18 protein-coding genes are annotated in these 22,013 nt (G+C 52.8%); 17 read left to right on the top strand and 1 reads right to left on the bottom strand.

Translation table 11 applies throughout. The features are described from left to right. Positions 1-6 precede the first annotated feature (6 nt). The 8 genes from purF (at position 7) to ACPF7Z_RS09785 (ending at position 8,806) form a co-directional block, all read left to right on the top strand. The gene (gene purF / locus ACPF7Z_RS09820) at positions 7-1,524 is read left to right on the top strand and encodes an amidophosphoribosyltransferase (RefSeq protein ID WP_425193060.1); all 1,518 of its coding nucleotides are present in this window, start codon (positions 7-9) and stop codon (positions 1,522-1,524) included. 42 nt (positions 1,525-1,566) lie between these two features. Continuing rightward, a complete protein-coding gene (locus ACPF7Z_RS09815) occupies positions 1,567-2,769 on the top strand; it encodes an O-succinylhomoserine sulfhydrylase (RefSeq protein WP_425193059.1) in 1,203 nt (400 codons plus the stop codon). 108 nt (positions 2,770-2,877) lie between these two features. Continuing rightward, complete coding sequence (locus ACPF7Z_RS09810) at positions 2,878-3,435, top strand: cytochrome b (protein ID WP_425193058.1); 558 nt, start codon at positions 2,878-2,880, stop codon at positions 3,433-3,435. 58 nt (positions 3,436-3,493) lie between these two features. Beyond that, the gene (locus ACPF7Z_RS09805) at positions 3,494-4,075 is read left to right on the top strand and encodes a YceI family protein (protein WP_425193057.1); all 582 of its coding nucleotides are present in this window, start codon (positions 3,494-3,496) and stop codon (positions 4,073-4,075) included. 245 nt (positions 4,076-4,320) lie between these two features. Next, entirely contained in the window at positions 4,321-5,454 is a 1,134-nt protein-coding gene (locus ACPF7Z_RS09800; protein WP_425193056.1) for an ABC transporter ATP-binding protein, read from the top strand. Between the two features lie 48 nt (positions 5,455-5,502). Beyond that, complete coding sequence (locus ACPF7Z_RS09795) at positions 5,503-6,603, top strand: extracellular solute-binding protein (RefSeq protein WP_425193055.1); 1,101 nt, start codon at positions 5,503-5,505, stop codon at positions 6,601-6,603. A 93-nt stretch (positions 6,604-6,696) separates the two neighbouring features. Further along, the gene (locus ACPF7Z_RS09790) at positions 6,697-7,950 is read left to right on the top strand and encodes an ABC transporter permease (RefSeq protein ID WP_425193054.1); all 1,254 of its coding nucleotides are present in this window, start codon (positions 6,697-6,699) and stop codon (positions 7,948-7,950) included. Between the two features lie 4 nt (positions 7,951-7,954). Further along, positions 7,955-8,806: an ABC transporter permease gene (locus ACPF7Z_RS09785; RefSeq protein WP_425193053.1), complete on the top strand. Its 852-nt coding sequence runs from the start codon at positions 7,955-7,957 to the stop codon at positions 8,804-8,806. 12 nt (positions 8,807-8,818) lie between these two features. Here ACPF7Z_RS09785 and ACPF7Z_RS09780 read toward each other — a convergent pair whose 3' ends face one another. Next, the gene (locus tag ACPF7Z_RS09780) at positions 8,819-9,940 is read right to left on the bottom strand and encodes an NAD(P)/FAD-dependent oxidoreductase (RefSeq protein ID WP_425193052.1); all 1,122 of its coding nucleotides are present in this window, start codon (positions 9,938-9,940) and stop codon (positions 8,819-8,821) included. A 154-nt stretch (positions 9,941-10,094) separates the two neighbouring features. Here ACPF7Z_RS09780 and dkgB point away from each other — a divergent pair, with 154 nt between their 5' ends. From dkgB to ACPF7Z_RS09735, 9 genes are all read left to right on the top strand, one after another. Then, complete coding sequence (dkgB, locus tag ACPF7Z_RS09775) at positions 10,095-10,910, top strand: 2,5-didehydrogluconate reductase DkgB (protein WP_425193051.1); 816 nt, start codon at positions 10,095-10,097, stop codon at positions 10,908-10,910. Positions 10,911-11,043: 133 nt separating this feature from the next. Further along, the gene (locus ACPF7Z_RS09770; protein ID WP_425193133.1) at positions 11,044-12,342 is read left to right on the top strand and encodes an MATE family efflux transporter; all 1,299 of its coding nucleotides are present in this window, start codon (positions 11,044-11,046) and stop codon (positions 12,340-12,342) included. Between the two features lie 159 nt (positions 12,343-12,501). Next, positions 12,502-13,761, top strand: coding sequence for a D-amino acid dehydrogenase (locus ACPF7Z_RS09765; RefSeq protein ID WP_425193050.1), 1,260 nt, complete (start codon positions 12,502-12,504; stop codon positions 13,759-13,761). A gap of 942 nt (positions 13,762-14,703) precedes the next feature. Then, entirely contained in the window at positions 14,704-15,816 is a 1,113-nt protein-coding gene (locus ACPF7Z_RS09760) for a polysaccharide export protein (protein ID WP_425193049.1), read from the top strand. Between the two features lie 5 nt (positions 15,817-15,821). Further along, complete coding sequence (locus ACPF7Z_RS09755; RefSeq protein ID WP_425193048.1) at positions 15,822-16,277, top strand: low molecular weight protein-tyrosine-phosphatase; 456 nt, start codon at positions 15,822-15,824, stop codon at positions 16,275-16,277. 31 nt (positions 16,278-16,308) lie between these two features. Beyond that, positions 16,309-18,519, top strand: a complete 2,211-nt coding sequence (locus ACPF7Z_RS09750; protein WP_425193047.1) for a polysaccharide biosynthesis tyrosine autokinase — start codon at positions 16,309-16,311, stop codon at positions 18,517-18,519. Positions 18,520-18,689: 170 nt separating this feature from the next. Further along, the gene (locus ACPF7Z_RS09745) at positions 18,690-19,553 is read left to right on the top strand and encodes a glycosyltransferase family 2 protein (protein WP_425193046.1); all 864 of its coding nucleotides are present in this window, start codon (positions 18,690-18,692) and stop codon (positions 19,551-19,553) included. A gap of 92 nt (positions 19,554-19,645) precedes the next feature. Next, positions 19,646-20,734 carry a glycosyltransferase gene (locus ACPF7Z_RS09740; protein WP_425193045.1) on the top strand — a complete coding sequence of 363 codons (1,089 nt, stop codon included), beginning with the start codon at positions 19,646-19,648 and terminating at the stop codon, positions 20,732-20,734. Positions 20,735-20,774: 40 nt separating this feature from the next. Continuing rightward, positions 20,775-22,007 (top strand): ArnT family glycosyltransferase, encoded by a 1,233-nt coding sequence (locus tag ACPF7Z_RS09735; RefSeq protein ID WP_425193044.1) that lies wholly within the window; start codon positions 20,775-20,777, stop codon positions 22,005-22,007. Positions 22,008-22,013 lie beyond the last annotated feature (6 nt).

The raw sequence follows: 22,013 nt of genomic DNA, 5'->3' as shown, positions 1-22,013 counted from the left end.
GGCGACATGTGCGGTATCGTAGGCCTCATGGCCAATTCGCCAGTCAATCAGGCGCTCTATGATGCGCTGACGGTGCTGCAGCACCGGGGGCAGGATGCCGCTGGAATGATGACCTGGCATGATGGACATTTTTTGCTGCGCAAGAGCAATGGCCTGGTGCGGGACGTCTTTCACACCCGCCATATGGCCCGTCTCAAGGGTAACCTGGGTATTGGCCATGTGCGCTATCCCACCGCGGGCTCCTCCAGCGAAGCGGAATCCCAGCCCTTTTATGTCAATTCTCCCTATGGGCTGGCCCTGGCCCACAATGGCAACCTGACCAATTCCGATCAGCTCAAGCAGGAGCTTTATTCCACCGACCTGCGTCATATCAATACCAGTTCGGATTCCGAAGTGCTGCTCAATGTCTTTGCCCACGAACTGGGCAAGCAAGGGCATCATCTCGAACCCGATGACATCTTCGACGCGGTGCGTCGCGTGCATCGTCGCTGTCGGGGAGGCTATGCGGCGGTGGCGATGATCAACGGTTTCGGCATGGTGGCCTTTCGCGACCCTCAGGGTATTCGTCCCGCGGTCTTTGGTACCTATGAATCCGAGCACGGCCGCGATGTGATGATTGCCTCGGAATCGGTGGCGCTGGATGTCGGCGGCTTCGAGCTGGTACGGGACCTGGCCCCGGGCGAGGCGATCTTCGTCGATATGCGTGGTGAGATACACACTCAGCTCTGCGCCGATCGCACGGTGCTTGCGCCGTGTATCTTCGAGCATGTCTATCTAGCGCGGCCTGATTCGATGCTCGATGGTGCCTACGTCTATGTCACGCGTATGGAAATGGGCCGTAAGCTCGGCGATCGCATTCTCAGGGAGTGGTCGGAACACGATATCGATGTAGTGATCCCGATCCCCGACACCTCGCGGACCTCGGCCCTGGAACTGGCCCAGCACCTGGGTGTGACCTACCGCGAAGGCTTCGTCAAGAACCGCTACATCGGCCGCACCTTCATCATGCCGGGGCAGACCCAGCGCAGGAAGTCCGTGCGCCAGAAGCTCAATGCCATCGACAGCGAATTCGAGGGCAAGAATGTATTGCTGGTGGACGATTCCATCGTGCGGGGTACGACCTGCAAGCAGATCATTCAAATGGCCAGGGAAGCCGGTGCCCGTAAGGTCTATTTCGCCTCCGCCGCGCCGCCGGTGCGTTATCCCAACGTCTACGGCATCGACATGCCGGTGGCCAATGAACTGATCGCTCACGGGCGTAGCGAGGCGGAAGTCGGCGAGCTGATCGGTGCCGATCGCATCTTCTATCAGGACCTGGAGGATCTCAAAGCCGCCTGCCGCCAGGTCAATCCGCAGTTGGAGCGCTTCGACTGTTCGGTGTTCGATGGCGAATACATCACCGGCGACATCGACGAAGCCTATCTCAGCGCACTGGAAGCCGCGCGAGGCGATGCGGTCAAGCAGAAGGCCGGTTCGGCCCATTCGGTGGTCGATCTACACAATGATGTCGAGGACTATGGTTAAAGGCGACGTATCGCCTCGTCGCGACCTGAGCGAGTAACGACTATGAATCAAGATGGATCCTTCGAGCACATCCACGGCCTGGCCTTCGACACCCTGGCGGTGCGGGCCGGCCAGCGGCGTACCGACGAACAAGAGCACGGAGACCCGATCTTTCCCACCTCGAGCTTCGTCTACGCCAGTGCCGCCGAGGCGGCGAGCAAGTTTGCCGGGGATGAGCCGGGTAATATCTATTCCCGTTTCACCAACCCGACCGTCCAGGCCTTCGAGCGGCGGCTGGCGGCAATGGAGGGAGGCGAGCGTTGTGTCGCCACCAGTTCCGGCATGGCGGCGATTCTCTCGACAGCCTTGGCACTGCTCGAGACCGGCGACGAGATCGTTGCCTCGCGTTCACTGTTCGGCTCCACGGTCAGTCTGTTCGACAAGTACCTGGGCAAGTTCGGCATCACCACGCGCTACGTAGAGCTAGGTAATCTCGATGATTGGGCGGCGGCGATCACCCCGAAAACCCGCTTGCTGTTTGCCGAAACACCGTCCAATCCCATGTCCGAGGTGGTGGATATCGCGCAACTGGCGACGTTGGCCAAGCGGCATGACGCCTGGCTTGCGATCGACAATTGCTTTCTGACCCCGGCACTGCAACGTCCACTGGATCTGGGCGCCGATCTGGTCATCCATTCCGCGACCAAGTATCTCGACGGTCAGGGTCGGGCGATCGGTGGCGCCGTGGTGGGGCGCGACAAGGAGCTGGAGGAGGTGTTCGGTGTGGTGCGCACTTGCGGTCCCTGCCTCAGCCCTTTCAATGCCTGGATATTCCTCAAGGGGCTCGAGACTCTGGGGATTCGTATGAAGGCTCACTCCGAGAACGCCATGCGACTGGCGCAATGGCTCGATACCCATCCGGCGGTGGCACGGGTTCATTACAGCGGTCTCGAAAGTCATCCTCAGCACGAGCTTGCAAGCCGCCAGCAGCGTGGTTTCGGCGCGGTGCTGGGTGTCGAGATCGAAGGAGGGCGCGAGGGCGCCTGGGCGGTCATCGATGCCACCCAGCTCATGTCGATCACCGGCAATCTGGGGGATGTGAAAACCACGATTACCCATCCGGCGACCACCACTCATGGTCGACTCAGCGACGAACAGAAAGCGGCGGCGGGCATCACCGAAGGGCTGGTACGTATCGCCGTGGGACTCGAGGATACCGATGATCTCAAGGCCGATCTGTCACGTGGGCTCGATAGCCTGGTTTGAATCGTCGCGCTTTTTTGTCCCGAGAGGCCGACATTCGAGCACGATTGGTGTCAAATGCTGCGTGCGGCGAGACATGCCTTGTATTTCGGCTTAGGGAGCGTGGTATCCATGTGGCGTAACTCGACTCGAGGATGGGGGCTGATCAGTATTCTAATCCACTGGCTAAGCGCCTTGGCGGTGCTCGGCCTGTTCGCGCTGGGTTGGTGGATGACCGATCTTACTTATTATGACGCTTGGTATAATCTGGCGCCCTGGTGGCATCGCTCGGTCGGCATGCTGCTGCTCGGGCTCACCCTGCTGCGTGTCCTTTGGCGGCTATTTCAGCCGACCCCCCGAGAGCAAGGGGCACGCATGGAGATAATGGCAGCTTATATTGGCCACCTGTTGATCTATGCGTTGCTATTCGTGGTGTTGATCAGCGGTTATTTAATTTCGACGGCCAATGGCAGCGGTATCAGCGTGTTTGGTCTGTTCACCGTGCCGGCTACCGTTTCCGGCTTGCCCAATCAGGCCAGTATCGCCGGCGAGGTCCATTGGTATAGCGCCTGGGCATTGGTACTCCTTTCCCTGGGCCATGCATTGGCAGCATTCAAGCATCTACTGATCGATCGTAACGATGTCATGCGACGCATGATCGATCCACGTACGTCACGTCACATGTCCTGATATTTTTCTTTATTTAAGATACCGTTAACGTAATGCTTAAAATACCAAGGAGTTCCTGATGTTCCAGAAGACCATGATTGCTGTGCTGGCGGCTTCATCAATGTTGCCTTTGACCCAAGTCCAGGCCGCCGATTACATCATCGATAAGGAAGGTCAGCATGCCTTCATCCAGTTCAAGATTAGCCACCTGGGCTTTTCCTATATTCTCGGGTCCTTTGAGGATTTCTCTGGCAACTTCAGCTATGACCCGGACGATCTCGCCTCTTCAAGCGTTAATGTCGATGTCAATGTAAAAAGCCTGAACAGCAATCACGCCGAACGGGACAAGCACATCCTGAATGAGGACTTTCTGGATGCTTCCAAGTATCCCACGGCAACCTTCGAATCCACTGACTTCGAGTCTACCGGCGAAGGCGAGGGTAAGCTGACCGGCGAACTGACGCTTCATGGCGTTACCAACGAGATCATCATGGATGTAACGCATATCGGCGGCGGTGAAGATCCCTGGGGTGGCTATCGTGACGGCTTCGAAGGAACGACTAATTTGACGCTGGCCGACTACGATATCGACATGAGCAAATTTCCGCCGGTAATGCGGGAGCTAGAGTTGTATGTGGTATTCGAAGGCATCCGCCAGTAAGTGAGTGCTAACGTAACACATCAAAAGGCGTCTGATCGGCGTCTTTTTTTATGATGAGATGGAGATGGGAGGGTTGAGGGCGTCATAACCAAAACGTTCCCACGAAACAGCTCCCTTGGTTCAACGCTGATTGTCCCTTAAGGGGATTGTGGCAAAAGCGTCGGCGAATTAAGGTCGAATAATATTGTTTGCCATGACGCATAGCAATTTCGACTATAACAACAACTGTACGCCCAGGAACCCCTATGTCCCAGACCTTGGAAGCGGAACCCTCGGTAGACGATACGCAGGCTGATGACACCTGTTTCGCACGTTTCATCAACGTCCAAAAGAGTTACGACGGTGTCGAGCTGGTCGTCAAGGACTTCAATCTCGATATCCAGAAAGGCCAGTTCGTGACCCTGCTGGGGCCTTCCGGCTCCGGCAAGACCACCTGCCTGATGATGATGGCCGGCTTCGAGACCCCCACCCATGGCGACATACTGCTCAAGGGCGAGCCGATCAATGGCTTGCCACCGCACAAGCGCGGCATCGGCATGGTATTCCAGAACTATGCTTTGTTTCCGCACATGACCGTGGCCGAAAATCTGGCTTTCCCCCTCGAAGTACGTCACCTGGGCAAGAATGACATCAAGCAGAAGGTGCAACGCGCCTTAGCGATGGTTCGTCTCGAAGAGTTTGGCGATCGCCGTCCGGCTCAGCTTTCCGGGGGGCAGCAACAGCGCGTTGCCCTGGCTCGGGCTCTGGTCTTTAAACCCGAGCTGGTGCTGATGGACGAACCCCTAGGGGCGCTCGACAAGAACCTGCGCGAAGAGATGCAGTACGAGATCAAGCGCATCCATGCCGATCTCGGGGTGACCATGATCTATGTCACCCACGACCAGACCGAAGCACTGACCATGTCGGATCGTATCGCGGTGTTCAACGATGGCATCGTCCAGCAGCTCGCCACTCCCGAAATCCTTTACGAGGAGCCGGAGAACGCCTTCGTGGCCTACTTCATCGGCGAGAACAACCGTCTTTGCGGCGAGGTCGTCGATCATCAAGGCGATACCTGCATGGTACGTTTGGATAGCGGCGATAGGGTGCGCGCCAAACCCGTCGCTGTTAGCGAATTAGGGGCCAAAACCACGCTGTCGCTGCGACCCGAGCGGGTGAGTATCGTGTCGAGCGATGATACTAGCTTCGATAACTGCTTCAACGCTCAGGTGCAAGAAGTGATTTATCTGGGCGACCATCTGCGCACCCGACTTTCGGTGTGCGGAAACGAGGAGTTCATTCTCAAGACACCTAATGCCGAGGGTAATACCGGTCTGCGTCCTGGGCAGACGATCAGGATCGGGTGGTCGAGTGAGGATTGCCGGGCGTTGGATGCCTGAGAGAGTAATGCCCACAACATGTATCACAATAACAATCGGAGAAGTGCCATGAATAAGCCATTGATGAAGGGTGCCACGATCGCCGCGATGGGGCTGTCGACGCTAGCGATCGCGGTTGCGGCTCAGGCTGAGCAGACACTGAATATCGTTTCCTGGGGCGGCGCCTACAGCATGAGCCAGCAGAAGGCCTATCACGAGCCATGGATGGAAAAGACCGGCGACAAGATCGTCAATATCGATCGCAGCGGCAATGCTCTGGCTGGGCTACGGGCCCAGAACCAAGCCGGTAACGTGACCTGGGACCTGGTCGACATGCTGCCGGCGGACGCCTTGATCGCCTGCGCCGAGGGCCTGATCGAGCCACTGGATCACGATCAGTTGCTGGCCGACGCGCCGGATGGTACGCCACCCACCGAGGACTTCATCGACAACTCGCTGACTGAATGCTTCGTGCCCTCGATCGTCTATTCCAACATCGTCGCTTTCAACACCGAGATGTTCCCCGAAGACAAGCAGCCCAGCAGCATCGCCGATGTCTTCGACCTGGAGAACTATCCCGGCAAGCGCACCTTGCTGCGCAAGCCCATCAACAACCTGGAATGGGCCCTGGTGGCCGATGGTGTGGCGCCAGAAGAGGTCTACGACGTACTGGAAACCGAAGAGGGCGTTCAACGTGCCTTCGCCAAGCTCGACACCATCAAGGACGAGGCGATCTGGTGGGAAGAGGGCGCCCAGCCGCCGCAGCTACTGGCCGACCAGGAAGTCGCCTTCGGTTCGGCTTACAACGGGCGTATCTTCAATGCCATGGTCACCGAGGATCAGCCCTTCGAGATCATCTGGGACGCCCAGGTCTTCGAGCTGGATGGTTGGGTCGTCCCCACCGGCAAGCTCGATAAAGTCAAAGACTATCTCTACTTCGCCACGGACACCCAGCGGCTTGCCGACCAGGCCAAGTACATCTCCTACGGCCCGGCGCGCAAGTCCTCTTCGGACATGGTCTCGACCCACGCCGAGACCGGTATCGACATGACGCCGCACATGCCGACCTATCCGCCCAATTTCGAAACCGCCATCCCCAAGGATGACGAGTTCTGGGCGGACAACAACGATGAGTTGACCCAGCGCTTCAACGCCTGGCTGGCCCAGTAACCCCGAGCGTGGCCTGAACGGGTCCGCCGCATCGCCCACCGGCTTCTGGGCGATGCGGCACCTCTTGTCGATGAGCTTTAAGGAGAGGCACGCGTGTCGGATTCTTCCTCTGCCCCCTTGACCACCGCCGACGGCGTACCGCTGCGAGTCAGCCTGCGCCGGGCGATACGTCGTTCGAAACTCAAGGCATTGCTGCTGGTATCGCCCCTGTTGCTCTTCCTGGGCATCGCTTTCGTCATGCCGATCTTCGATATGCTCTGGCGCAGCGTCGACAACCCGGAAGTCTCGTCGACCCTGCCGCGCACCGTCTCGGCCCTCGAAGGGTGGGAGGGCGAGTCGCTGCCGGGTGAGCCGGTATTTGCGGCGCTGGTGGAAGATCTCCGAGTGGGTCAAAAGGAACGCAACCTGGGGTTGTTATCGAGCCGATTGAATTACGAAAAATCCGGTATGCGCTCGACCATATCGCGCACGGCGCGTCGCTTGCGCAGCCTGGAGCCGCCTTACCGGGAAGCGCTGATCGAGATCAATGATACCTGGGGCGAGCTTGACACCTGGCGGTTGATCCAGCGCGAGTCGTCACCCTACACCCTCTCCTATTACCTGGCGGCAGTAGACCGGCAGTTCTCGCCCCAAGGCGAGATTGTCCCGGTACCCGACTACCTGCAGATTCATGCAACGCTGTTCTGGCGCACCTTCTGGATGAGCGCGGTCATTACCCTGGCCACTTTGGTGCTGGGATACCCGGTCGCCTTTCTGCTGGCCAATCTGCCGCTGCGCCAGTCGAACCTGTTGATGATCCTGGTGCTGCTGCCGTTCTGGACATCTCTATTGGTGCGCACCACCACCTGGATAGCGATTCTACAGTCCCAGGGGGTGCTCAACGATGTCATGGTGGCGCTCGGTGTGATTGCCGACGAGGCGCGCTGGCAGATGATTCACAACAAGACCGGCACCATCGTGGCCATGACGCATATTCTCCTGCCGTTCATGATCCTTCCGCTGTATTCGGTGATGAAGACCATTCCGCCGAGCTATATGCACGCGGCGCGTTCGCTGGGAGGCAAGCCTTTTCTGTCGTTCCGACGAGTCTATTTTCCACTGACGATACCAGGCATCGCCGCCGGCGGCATTCTGGTGTTTATCCTGTCGATCGGCTACTACATCACGCCGGCACTGGTGGGCGGGCAGTCGGGACGTTTCATCACCAACTATATTGCCTATCACATGCAAACGTCCCTCAACTGGGGGTTGGCTGCAGCAATCGCCTCGATCCTGCTGTTCGTGGTGGTGGTGTTTTACTGGATATTCAATCGCCTGATCGGCGTCGACAAGGTCAAACTGGGGTAATGTGATGGCACTTCCTTCCTATGCCACGACCGGCGAGCGGATCTGGCACTACGTTTTCCTGACGCTGTGCGGGTTGATCTTCCTGTTCCTGATCGGTCCACTGCTAGTGATCATTCCGCTGTCGTTCAACGCGGAACCCTACTTCACCTTCACCGAAGCGATGCTGACCTTCGATCCGGCGGGTTATTCGTTGCGCTGGTACGAGGATTTCTTCACCTCGAGCGCCTGGCTCAATGCCATCAAGAACAGCTTCATCGTGGGCATCGCCTCGACGCTGCTGGCAACGATACTCGGCACCATCGCCGCCCTGGGGCTGTCGAGCCGCTATATGCCGGCTCGCGGGGCAATCATGGCGCTGCTGATCTCGCCGATGATCGTGCCGTTGATCATCTCGGCGGCGGCGATGTTCTTCTTCTTCTCCAAGATCAACCTGGCCCAGACCTATCTCGGCGTTATCCTGGCTCATACGGTGCTGGGTATTCCTTTCGTCGTGATCACGGTGACGGCGACGCTTTCGAGCTTCGATACTACCCTGATCCGTGCCGCCCACAGCCTGGGAGCGAATCCGACCCGTACTTTCTTCAAGGTGGTGCTCCCGCTGGTGACCCCGGGAGTGGTCTCCGGGGCGCTGTTCGCCTTCATCACCTCCTTTGATGAGGTGGTGGTGGTGCTGTTTATCGCCGGACCCGAGCAGCGCACCATGCCGATTCAGATGTGGTCGGGCATTCGTGAACAGATCAGTCCCACCATTCTGGCGGTGGCGACCCTGTTGGTACTGCTGTCGATGCTGCTGCTGGCGACGCTGGAGCTCCTCAGGCGCCGCGGGGAGCGGTTGCGCGGATTGTCGCCAGGATAAGAGTGCACCGACTCATGGACGATATCGCTGCATGAAGTCATGGTCGAGCCGCCGCTTGGTCTTCATCGCCAGGCGGCCCGGCCACCAGAAGTGCCCCCACAGCGCCATGCCTCGTCCATCGCCGAAATTGAGTATCGATAAATAGCGGCGCTGAGGATGGAAGCTCTTGAATGATTCATTACGCAGATGAGCGATAAGGTTGTGCAGCAGAATTGGCCCTTGACGCACGCCGAACACCCCTAGTTTGGGGTAGGGCGAATCCTTCAACCAGGCGCAGTCACCCACTGCGAAGATGCGGTCGTCATAGGGGGTATGTAGCGCGGGGGTGACGGCCAGGCCATGGTGGGGATGATGTTCAAGGTCCAGTTCGCCGGTCAATAGAGGCGCTACCAACCCCGTGGCCAGAACGATATGGTCTGCCGGCAACTGCATTCCATCGTCCAGTACCAGTTGGCCTTGCCGGTAGGCGACGGCGCTGGCGGACATCTCGATCCTCAATCCTCGCCGACGAAGCCGCCGAGCCAGCCAGGCGCTGGCGCTACGTGGTGAATGTTCGAGGAGGCGTTTGCTGGCGCTGACCAGGCTGATGTCGAAGGGGCGACCGTAGCGCTCGCTGAGAGAAAGAAGATTGGCGGCAAGTTCGACCCCGGTCGGTCCGCCGCCAATGACCGCCAGGCGGGGCAGTGAGGCCGAGTCGGCAAGCGCCGATTCAAGCAGTTCCCGTAGCTGGTAAAGGCCATCGATGGGTTTGGCGGGCCACACGCCTTGAGCCTCTTCGATGCCGCTGATCGTAGGGGAGTCCACGCGACTGCCCAGATTGAGCGAGAGCAGATCGAAGGACAGTGGATCGCCTTTGGCTAGATGTAGCACGCGCTCGTTTCGATCGATGGCAATGACGCGGTCCCGAATAAAACGTCCGCCGGCGCCTTCGATCAACGCCGCCGGGTCCAGACTATCATCGCTATCGCTGTATTCGCCGCCCAGCATGCCGCTCGCCATTCCCGAATACCAGAAATTGCCCGGCGACAGCAGGGTGACCCTTGCGCCGGCATCGATAAGTTGCGCGGCATTCGCGGCAACGTGCAGGTGAGCGTGCCCGGCGCCCACCAGAATGATATGAAAGGTATCGGTCATCTAATTGCGCGATTGAGCATGGGCAACCAGTCTAGCATGACGTTTGCAGGGCTGAGTTAGCCTGGGGCTTGAAACATCGCTCTTCGCCCCCACCTTTTGGTCAGCATAAGGAGTGTTATTGCAAACGAACGACGTGCACGAAAGGAGTCTCGACATGGCGAATACCGATATCTTACCTGCGATTGGCTTAGGCACATTTCGTCTCAAGGATCAGGATGTTATCGACTCCGTTACCTCGGCACTGGAGTTGGGCTATCGCCATATCGATACCGCCCAGATGTACGAGAACGAGGAGGCCGTCGGACAGGCCATCAAGCAAAGTGGCGTTCCCCGGGATGAGATATTTCTGACCACCAAAGTATGGTGGGACCGTTTCAAGCACGACGATCTGATCGCCAGCCTGAAAGAGAGTTGTCGCAGGCTGGGGGTGGATCAGGTCGATCTGGCCCTGTTGCATTGGCCATCTCCCAATGACGAAGTGCCCATGTCCGAATACATCGGTGCCCTCAGCGAGGCGAGAGAGAAGGGCTTGGCCAAGCGCATCGGCATCTCCAACTTCACTATCGCTCAGGTTAATGAAGCCCTCTCGCTGCCCGGCGGTGAGCATCTCGTGACCAACCAGATCGAAGTGCATCCGTTCCTCGCCAATCGCAAGCTGGTCGAGCACTGCCAGGCCAAGGGCTTACAAGTCACCGGCTATATGCCGTTGGCGGTAGGGAAAGTGATGGATGAGCCGATACTCAAGCAGATTGCCGAGAATCACGATGCTACTGCGGCCCAGATAGCGCTGGCGTGGGTAGCTCAGCGTGGTGTCGTGGTGATTCCTTCCTCTACCAAACCCAAGCACCAGCAGGCCAATCTCGAAGCGCTCAAGATCACGCTTTCGCCAGATGAAATGGCGCAGATCGATAAGCTCGACGCCGGTGAACGCATCGCCAATCCGGATTTTGCACCCAAATGGGATGAGTGACTCTCTGTGATGCATCAAGCATCTCATCCACGATGAACAGGTCAGCCGGCGAGAGCCGCCTGGCCTGCCTGGAGTTCTTGTGAGTCAATCCCAGCCCTCTTTAAAACGCCAGCTTTGGCAACAGACCTGGCCCATGGCGTTGGGAGTGTTGTCATTACTGGGATTCCAGTTGGTCGATAGCGCCTTCATTGCACGGCTGGGAACCTCGCCTCTGGCGGCTCAGTCATTCACCTTCCCGCTGTCTTTCCTGATTATCGGGGTGCAAGTCGGCTTGGGAATCGCCATTGCCGCGCTGATATCCCGCGCATTGGGTGCCGGTGAACAGGCGAGGGCAAGACGCCTGGGAAGCCTGGTGCTGATGGGAGGCAGTCTGATCGTGGGCCTGCTGTGTCTTCTGTTGCTGGTCCTGCAGACGCCGCTCTTTCGTCTGTTGGGCGCCGAGCAGACTATCCTGCCTTTGATACATGAGTACTGGACACCGCAACTGCTGGCCGCCTGGATCGGTGCCTTGTTGTATTTCGGCTATAGCCTGTTCCGTGCCCATGGTGAGATGCGCTTACCTGGCAAGATGATGGTGCTGACCAGTCTCTTCAATCTCATTCTCGATCCGTTGTTGATCTTCGGGATCGGCAGCTGGCAGGGGCTGGGGCTTCCTGGCGCTGCCTGGGCCACGACCATTGCTTTCAGCCTTGGATTGTTGGTGATCGTCCTAAGGCTAGCGCGCACCGACTGGTTGGCGACTCAGGGGTTGATGGCGGAGGCACGTCGCTCCTCGCGGCCTTTCATGGGTATCGCAGGACCTGCCATGATAAGTCAACTGATGCCTCCGCTCGCGGCCATGCTGGCAACGGCGATCGTGGCGTCTCTGGGCGAGACGGCGGTGGCTGCTTGGGGGCTGGCCAGCCGCCTTGAGACGGTGTCGTTGATGGTAGTCCTTGCCTTGACCATGTCGTTGCCGCCCTGGCTGGGGCGTTGCTATGGCGCCGGTGACTGGCAGCAGATCCGGCGCTTGATGTGGTTGGTGCTAAAGGTCGTGGCGATTTGGCAGCTGGGCCTGGGATTGGTGATGGCTCTGCTTGCACCTTGGGTTGCGGAGCTACTTGCCGGTAATCCCGAAATTCGTGATGAGTTGATTACGTTGGTTCGGGGGCTGTTGCCCAGTTATGCCTTGCTCGGAGTGTGCATGGTCGTAGTGTCGGCATCGAATGCTCTTGGATGGCCGCTGCGCTCAATGCTGATGTCTGGGGTGCGGCTGTTTGTCTGTTACCTGCCGTGTTTATGGTTGGGTGCTCAGTGGGGCGGCATTCTTGGTGTGGCCCTGGGCGCAGCCTTCGGCAATATCCTGGCGGGCGGATTAGCGCTTACCCTGTATCGACGTTCGATTGGTCTTAAAGGAAAGGTGGTTGAAAACACTTGTAAATATGAATATTAAAATAAAAAATTGTAGCAAGTGCGTTAAATAAAATAATTAAAAGTATTTTAAGTCAACAAAACAGCGTAATTTACTGTAGCTTGTCACCTATACTTCCCGTTCTTGGCGAGTCGTGCTTGCCAGTTTTATAACGTCTGATAATCAGCCTTGGGGACGATAATGAAGGTACTGGTACTTGGCAGTGGTGTCGTGGGAGTCACCAGTGCCTATTATTTGGCAAGACAGGGGCACGAGGTCACGGTGGTGGATCGCCAGCCGTCGCCGGCCATGGAAACCAGTTATGGCAACGCCGGTCAGGTATCCTTCGGGTTTTCCTCGCCCTGGGCAGCCCCCGGCATTCCTCAGAAAGCTGTCAAATGGATGTTTCAGGAACATGCGCCGCTCAAGATTCAGCCGCGCATGGATCCCACCATGGCGCGTTTCATGATGCAGATGTTTGAGAACTGTAATGCCAAACGTTATGCAATCAATAAGGAGCGTATGGTGCGTATCGCCGAGTATAGTCGCGCCTGCATCAATGCATTGCGTAGCGATACGGGAATTGGTTACGAAGATCGCCAGCGCGGTCTTCTGCAATTGTTCCGCGATGACAGCCAGGTCGATGCCGTTGCCAAGGACATGCAAGTGCTCGAGCAGTGCGGCGTTCGTCATCGGCTTCTCGACGCCACTGAGATTACAAAGGTCGAGCCTGCTTTGTCGCGGGTACCGGGAAAATTCGTCGGCGGTCTTCACCTTCCAGACGATCAGACCGGCGATTGTCATCTGTTTACCACGCGTCTCGCCTCGTATTGCCGTGATCATCTGGATGTGACATTTCGCTTCGATACTGATATTCAACGTATCAAGCGCCAGGGTGATCGTATCGAGGGGGTGATAACGTCGGCTGGAGAGCTGAAGGCCGATAGTTATGTGGTCTGTCTTGGTAGCTATTCGCCGTTTCTGGTCAAAGACCTGGATATTCGTCTGCCCATTTATCCGGTAAAGGGTTATAGCCTGACCGTACCGGTGATCGATGACGGCGGCGCGCCTCAATCGACGGTCATGGATGAAACCTACAAGGTTGCTATTTCACGTTTCGACGATCGTATCCGGGTTGGAGGAACGGCTGAACTGGCTTCTTATGATCTGAGCTTGCTCGAGAAGCGACGCGCCACCATCGCTATGGTGGTCAGCGACGTTTTCCCCGAGGGAGGGGATATCGAAAAGGCGGAATTCTGGACGGGGTTACGTCCTATGACTCCAGATTCAACGCCTATTATCGGAGGAACCAAATACAGCAACCTATGGCTCAATACCGGCCATGGCACCTTGGGATGGACAATGAGTTGTGGCAGTGCTCACTTGCTCGCTGATCTCATGAGCCATCGCCAGCCCGCTATTGATCCGAAAGGTCTGGATGTGGCCCGATATACAGCGTGATGCGCACTGAGAGCATGATATGCCGCCCATGAAGAGGCTAGGTAGTAAATAGTCACATAGTTTCTGGAATAGCTAAACAAGATTGCCCTGGCTTTGAACTGACCCCGATAGGGGAATGGTTCATTAGTCAGGGCATTTTTCGTTTCAATGCTTATTAATCTTCGAAAGTAGATTTGTAGGAAAAATAGTCACTGCTGATTTTGCCATACGACGCATCAGCATAGGTGAGATATGGTAGGGTGGCGCGAGCTTTCCAGTCATGGCTATCTTCTGATCCATATGTCGCCTTTTCAGACGGTAGTTCTGTGATGAGCATACCTCGAAACATTTCCGTTCATCTTAAGTAATTAAAAAATATTATTCATTTAATGTTTTTTAATGACTATTTTATAAAAAGCGACCCTGTAATTTTTGGGAAAAAACATATTGCATCTACAGGCTGCAATGTTGGCTCATAGCCTATGTGATTGTCATTGGAGCTAGCTGACGTGTTTCTCAACTCAAATACTATACGAGCCCAGTAATAAAGGGCTCCCTAGCGTTGTTTTCCTAAAAAGGTAAAAGACTCATCAGTCAGGCAATTTGAGTTGGGTGTACTAAAAATGATTGTGCCTATCCCAAATTGACTGCGTTTATCATTTTTTCCGCGCTTTGAAAATTAAATTTCTAATTACTTTTTGATGAGAAAAACAAGTTATGAAAGTATTTATCAATTTAGTAAGGTTATGTAGTCTTAAATTTAAATTTTGTAACCAAGCCGGCCAGAGAGGACGAAATTGGCCTGCGGAGACGGTCTGGGAGGAAACGCCGTAAGAACCTCCCGGGCGGTAGCGTGGATAGAGAAAAAGCGTGCTTCGGACAAGCAGATGGCTAATCGCCTAGACAGAGCTTCAACGTTAACTTTCCTTGAACCATGAATATTTGCGCTGAGAGATAGATACCATGATGAAAAAAATAACGCGAATCAGCTTGCCGGCTATCGCCTTTGTATCAATGAGTGTATTGGCTGGATGTTCCCTAGCTCCAGGAGGACACATCGACTACGATGCGGATGCTCCGCCCCTGGATGATCGTGTGGAAATCCAACCGATTACCCCTGAATGGATCGCTACCTATCGTGAGCAGATGAGTGCCACCGCCGCGACAGGTATTACCGAAGAACTGAGCAGCGCTATCGACTCCTACGAATACCGGGTGGGCCCCGGTGATGTACTGACCATCATCGTCTACGACCATCCGGAATTGACTATCCCTGCGGGTTCAGAGCGCAGCGCTGCCGAGTCGGGCACCGTGGTGCAGCCCGACGGTACCATCTATTATCCGTATATCGGCCGGGTAAAAGTCGAAGATAAAACCGTTGATCAAATACGTGGCATTATTGCCAGCCGCTTGTCGAACTTTATTACTGATCCTCAGGTCGAGGTAAGCATCGCGGCCTTCCTGTCCAAGAAGGTCTATGTGACGGGAGCTGTAGGCGCCCCGGGGGTCGTTCCTGTTACCAATGTCCCCATGACGGTGCTTGACGTCATTTCTCAAACCGGCGGCGCAAACGAACTGGCGAACCTGCATGGCGTGACGTTGAATCGCAACGGTGAGGAACAGGCGCTGTCCTTGTATGCCATGCTCAAGGAAGGCGATTTATCTCAGAATAGGATGGTGCAGCCTGGAGATATCCTGCATGTACCCACTCTGGAAAATCAGAATGTGGCGGTGCTCGGCCAAGTGCGCAAGCCGGGTAACATTCCGGTGGGTAACGAGCGTCTTTCGCTGACCGATGCACTGTCAAGCGCCGGTGGCGTGGACGAGTTCCGTGCCGAGCCCTCCGGCATCTTCGTACTGCGTGGCACGCCAGCTGGCAGCGAGAAGATTGCCACGGTCTACCAGCTCGATATCAGCAATGCGGTGTCGCTGACCATGGGGAATTACTTCCAGCTCCAACCTCAAGACGTGGTGTACGTGACCGCCGCACCACTGGCGCGCTGGAACAAGGTTATCAGTCTACTGCTTCCCACACTCACCTTGCCGGGTGATGTTGCTCGCTCTGGAAGCTTCTGATTTTCATGTTCCAGTCCATTCTGGTGGTGTGCACAGCCAATATCTGTCGTAGTCCGGTTGCCGAGGCCTTGTTGAAGGCTCGGCTTCCAAGGCTACGAATCGAGTCGGCAGGAATTGCCGTAGGCAAATTCGTTGGTCATGGAGCCGCTCCGTTGGCGCAGGAGTTAGCGGAAGCTGATGGACTCGATCTTAGCGCGCATCATGCTAAGCAGATCAACCGTGACATGATCGAGGCGGCAGACTTGATTTTGGTCATGAGTGAAGGACAACGACAAAAGATCAGTGAACTTTCTCCCGCCGCCACTGGCAAGACCATGCTATTCGGTCGTTGGTTATCGGGTGGCGGCGCTCATGGATATGCGATTCCCGACCCTTACCGTAAAAGCCGGGAGGCTTTTACCCACGTTCATCAGTTATTGATCAGTGCCGCCGATACCTGGCGGTCCAAGCTTGGGGATTGACCCTATGACGAGCTTTGTTTCAGGAAACACCATGTCCCAGGAACAACAAGTTCCAGTAGCGACACGAAATGTCGCCCAGAACGACGAAACCGTCGATCTGGGTCGCTTGTTTGGTATGTTGCTGGACCATAAATGGAAAATACTTTTTGCCACTTTTTTATTCACGCTAGCTGGGTTGATTTATGCATTGCTGGTCACACCGGTCTACCAGGGAGATGCATTGGTACAGGTGGAGAAAACCGCTTCCGCTGGCAAAAACCCCGATTTGGCAGTGTTGCTAGGCGAAGAAGAACCGGCAACGGCTGCTCAAATCGAAATTCTTGGTTCCCGATTGATTCTTGGACAGGCGGCATATCAGATGGATCTGGATACCGTCGTTAGTCCTGTTACTCCACCGCTGCTCGGCGATGCCTTGATACGTTACGACATCCCACGGCCTGGATTCGCAGAGGGACGTCCCGAAATCTGGGGCGGGGAAAACATTCGGGTCGAATCGCTGAGCGTGGACCCCGAAATCGTTGGCCAGCCTTTCACCTTGGAAGTTATCCCTGAAGGCCGCTACCAGGTACTGGATAGCGAGGGAAACGTGATGGGTACTGGTCAGGTAGGTAAAGTCCTCGAGATCGACAACCCCTGGATAGAACTGAGTGTAAGTGATATTCAAGCGCCCCCTGGCGCGCAGTTCACTATCTTGAAGCGAAGCCGTCAGAATACTATTGGCAATCTCAAATCAAGGTTCGTCGTTGTTCAGAAGGGAGTTGATACCGGCGTCCTTCAGCTGATTTTGACAGGAACAAAACCTGATGAAGTCCAAACGTCACTAAATGCCATTACTCAAGTTTATCTGGCTCAGAACATCGCTCGTCAAGCTGCGGAAGCAGAAAAAAGTCTAGAATTTCTCGAAAAGCAAATGCCGAACGTTCGTCAGCAGTTGCTTGACGCGGAAAATCGCCTCAACGAGTACCGCGCGGAACAGGACAGTGTTGATCTGACTCTCGAAACACAGAACATGCTGACAGGCATGGTTGATATTGAAGGTCGGCTGAATGAACTACAGTTGCAGGAATCCGAACTATCCCGGCGCTTTACACCAAACCACCCTGTCTACGCTGCACTGCTAGAAAAGAAAGCACAACTAAAACGTGAACAAGCCAATTTAGACGAGCGCACCTCCAATCTGCCTGAAACGCAGCAGCAAATTCTTCGTATGACTCGTGATGTTGAGGTAACTCAGCAAATCTATGTGCAACTGCTCAATCGGATGCAGGAACTCAATATTGCTAAGGCTGGCACGGTGGGCAACGTACGCATTATTGACTCCGCCCTCGTCGCACCCAGTCCCATTGAACCCAAGACAATACTGATCGTCGTACTGGCAACCATTATCGGCGCCATATTGGCAGTGGCTGTCGTATTAATACGTGGACTACTCAATCGCGGAGTAGAAAGCCCTGAACAATTGGAAGACCTGGGGTTACCCGTTTATGCAACAGTGCCGCTCTCCGCTGACCAAGAGAAGCTAATCAAGAGAATAAAGCATCGTGGCGATCAAGCCAGCAAGCAGGTGATTGGTGGGATGCTGGCTAAGGTTAACCCCACGGATACTTCTATCGAGGCGTTACGCGGGCTACGCACAAGCTTGCATTTCGCGATGCTGGATGCCCATAACAACTGCATCATGATCACTGGACCAAGTCCTGGGATCGGCAAAAGCTTTGTTAGCATCAATCTCGCAGCGGTATGTGCTCAAGCAGGTCAAAAAGTACTGGTCATAGATGCCGATATGCGTAAAGGTAATATGCACATGGCGTTCAACGACCATTCTGAGGCCGGCCTTTCAGAAGTTCTATCTGGAAAGCTTGACCTACAGCACGCAGTACGCAATGGCGGCATACCTGACCTGTACTACATTTCGCGCGGTATTGCGCCTCCCAATCCTTCTGAGCTGCTGATGCAACGCAATTTCACTCAATTGATTGCACGTGTCAGTCAGGAGTATGACTTAGTCATCATCGACACTCCTCCAATATTGGCCGTCACGGACGCTGCTATCATTGGCAAGTTGGTTGGCACCTCCTTGATGATGGCACGTTATCAACTGAACCCACCGCGCGAAGTCAGGATTGCACTAAGGCGTCTGGAAACAGCTGGTGTGAACGTAAAGGGCTGCATACTCAACGCCATGGAACGTAAAGCGTCGACGAGTTATAGCTATGGTTACTATAACTATTCATACGAATAGTGGAAGCTAAGCTAATATATTGATATAAAAATTTTAAATTAGACTTATAATCACTACATTGACGATGCCTCTAGGCAATATCGCCTTATAACGCGATTCAAAGTGTGTAAGGCGATAAATGTCAATATCGCTATTAAAGGCGTTGGGAGTTTTTCAAAAGAGTGTATGACATGCTCATATCCATCATCATTCCAGTATATAAAGATTTTGAAAGGTTGGAAAAGTGTATCAAGTCAATAGACGATCAGGGTTTGGATAAGCGTCTATTTGAAGTTGTTGTGGTCAACAATGACGTTGATGAAGACCTTCCACCTTTGCGAAAGCACGAATTGTCATTGAAAGTTTTGAATTGCCAAAAAGAAGGATCTTATGCAGCACGTAATAAAGGTGCTAAGATTGCAAATGGAGATTATATAGCTTTTATAGACTCAGATTGCATACCAGACGACACCTGGTTAGCAACTGTTAAATCTATCATTGAAAATAACCCTGAAGCGGATTTGATTGCAGGAAACGTCATACTTTATCCAATGCGTGATACTCAACCAAACCCTTATGAAGCATACGACATGATCCTCGGCATAGACCAAAGCTCCTATGCCAAGAAAAAAAAGTCAGTTACAGCAAATCTAGTGGTAAGAAAATCAAGTTTTGTACAGCTTCAGGGCTTTGATGAATCAAGATTTACGGGTGGTGATCACGAATTTTGCGATCGAGCACGCGAACTGGGTTATAAATTCTTATATGCACCCGATTCAGTTGTATATCATCCAGCAAGAAGTAGCATGTCACAAATTGTTGGAAAGGCGGAAAGACGAATCGGTGGGCGTGTTGGAAACACTAGCTTAAAAAATATAAAGCAAATACTGATAACCCTGCTGCCACCATTTGTTCGATTTAACAAGGTTATTAAAGCAAATCAATTTTCGTGGAAAGAAAAAAAAGAAGTAATAAAGTTATTATTTATCGTGAAAAAATACCAGATAAAAGAACTTTACAAGCTGTTAATGTCAAATAAAAAAAGCGTACGATAAATGCTAGTGACTGGCTTGAGAATAATAGATCTATTAGCGGCTATCGCCATTAAAAATAGTCTGGATAAAACTTATAAACATAGGAATATGTTTTGAATACTTTATATTGCTGCCCATTCGATACTAGTATACCAACCGGTAAAAATCGAGCGACAAGGCATAAAATTCAAGCATTAAAAGAAATAAGTGAAAGTGCATTCATAATTGTTCCTAATAAAATTGAAAGACGTTTTTCAAGAGTCTTCACAGGTTTTTTTTGTGAGGCTCGTTGCGTAGTCGCTATTTTAATAAAAAACAAAAAGATAGATTATTATATTAGCCGCGGAGATGTTGGTATTATTTCAGTGCCATTGGCTAAGTCCTTTGGTATTGTCACCATGAGGGAGATACACTGCGGACCATTTGAAGAGCTAAAGCTTCTGAGAAAACCAAAGCTTGTTAAAGCTTATTTAAAGCTAATTCTCCTGTACTCGTTTATAGTAAATAAAATTGCGGATATTAGAATCTACAATAATCCTATGCTTAAAGAGCATTTTATCGAAGAAGGCTGGGGGAGTGAAAACGATATTGTCTCATATAATGGGGGCAGTCCGGACGCAGTGGTGTCGATCGACAAAGAAACAGCCATGGAAAAATATCAACTGGATACAAGCTTCAAGTATCTGGTTTTTGTAGGCTCAACAACCAAATGGCGTGGTATAGACTTGCTGGTTGATTTGCAAAAAGAATTTGATAAATATGGGGATAATATAAAAGTATTATGTGCCGGGGGGAAAGTTACAAAAGATATGGATCCCGATGGAAGAGTAATAAATGTTAGTCCATTGGATGACATTGGATGTGCCGAAATAATAAAATGCGCGGATGCATGTTTGCTTCCCGTGGCGGATAATCGTGTTAGCCCAGGAAGCCCTTTGAAGCTATACGATTATATGATAAACGGTAGATCAATTATCGCTCAAAGAGATATGCCGGGCTATTCGGATGAAACCGAGCAATATAATGTTGGCATTACGGTTGATTTCTATAACTCCGAAGAAGCAAGAAAGCTAATTGTAGACTTTATTAATGAAGAGTCTAGGCTCGAATTTTTTTCAAATAATGCAGTATCTTCTTTTGCAGATTATAGCTGGGTATCGAGAGTAAAAGCTTGGTTTGAAGACAGTTCTCGCGCTGTATGACAAATAAGGCCTTTCGGCTATTTACTTTCAGGGGTGTTATGTGACGACAACGCTTTTTTTAACCTTTCTTTATCTGATAGCGTTAGGTATTGTATTTGTTTTCAGTATTAAATACGAAAAGTTATCTGTATTATTGATGGTGGCTTTTGTTTTTCGATGTTTTTTACTACTGATCGACTACTATAATATTTATCCGTTACCTGGTGCCGAAGATGCTGGGTCGTTCGTACAACGAGCAAGAATGTGGTCCGGCCTAAGTTTTGAAAATATTTTAAGCGAGCTTAGCACATCCCATTCTTATAACTACTCAGTGGTAGGAGCACTTCTATACAAGATATTTGGATATCATGAGATGCTGCTACCGGCACTCAATCTTATAGCCGGTGTTCTAGTCGTATGTTTAACCGGTGCTATCGTCTACAAAATGTGGGGTGCAAGAGCTGCGCAGTGGGCAGTGTTTATTATTGCTATTTACCCGTTCTCTGCAATAAACTCAGCCACTGCAATGCGGGAAGAACCTTCAATTCTGCTTTTCATGATTGGCTTGTATTTTCTAGTGGTTTGGTTGCGCGAAGAATCTGTCTGGGGTGTTTATATAAGCCTTTTTTTCTTTGCACTTGCAACTATGGTTCATCCCGGTTGGGTGGGTGCAATATTGGGAGTGGGTGCCTATTCTATATATATGTTGATAAAGTCAATCCCACAGGTATTAGGTGGTAATAGGGTCACTAAAAGATATTTCAGTAAGCTTGTACTTTCGGCATCGATTCTTGTATTGTCAGCGGGATTGGCAGTAGCTGGAGGAGGGATTAAGCTCGGCAAAGGAATATCGGTCGGAACAGAAGAAAGTGAGGCACTCACAGAGCAAATCGAGTCACGTTTTGTAGGTGTATCAGAAGGTGGATCGGCGTATCCCGCAGTAATAGCCACTGGTAATCCTATAACCCAACCATGGATAATACCAGCAAAGGTTGCTTATTTTCTATACGCACCGTTTCCTTGGGATATTAAAAGCCCTCGGCATATCATAGGTTTGATTTCTTCTTTTCTTCTTTTCTTTTTAACATGGCGAATATTTAAGGGTTGGGACAATATACGCAATAAACAGGAATGTTTGGCACTGCTGCTAATTTTAGCAAGTCTCATAATTATATTTTCAATCGGCGTATCCAATATAGGCACCGGAATACGTCATAAAACTAAATTCACGGCTTTATTCTTAATACTGGCAGCAGCCTCATTCGATACCATAAAGTTAAAGTTAAGGAGATAAGTTTGG

Origin of the sequence: Halomonas sp. GXIMD04776 (genome assembly GCF_049808615.1) — a bacterium.
GTDB lineage: Bacteria > Pseudomonadota > Gammaproteobacteria > Pseudomonadales > Halomonadaceae > Modicisalibacter.
Note: the sequence above shows the minus strand (reverse complement) of the source record. Positions and strands in the feature narration are given on the sequence as shown.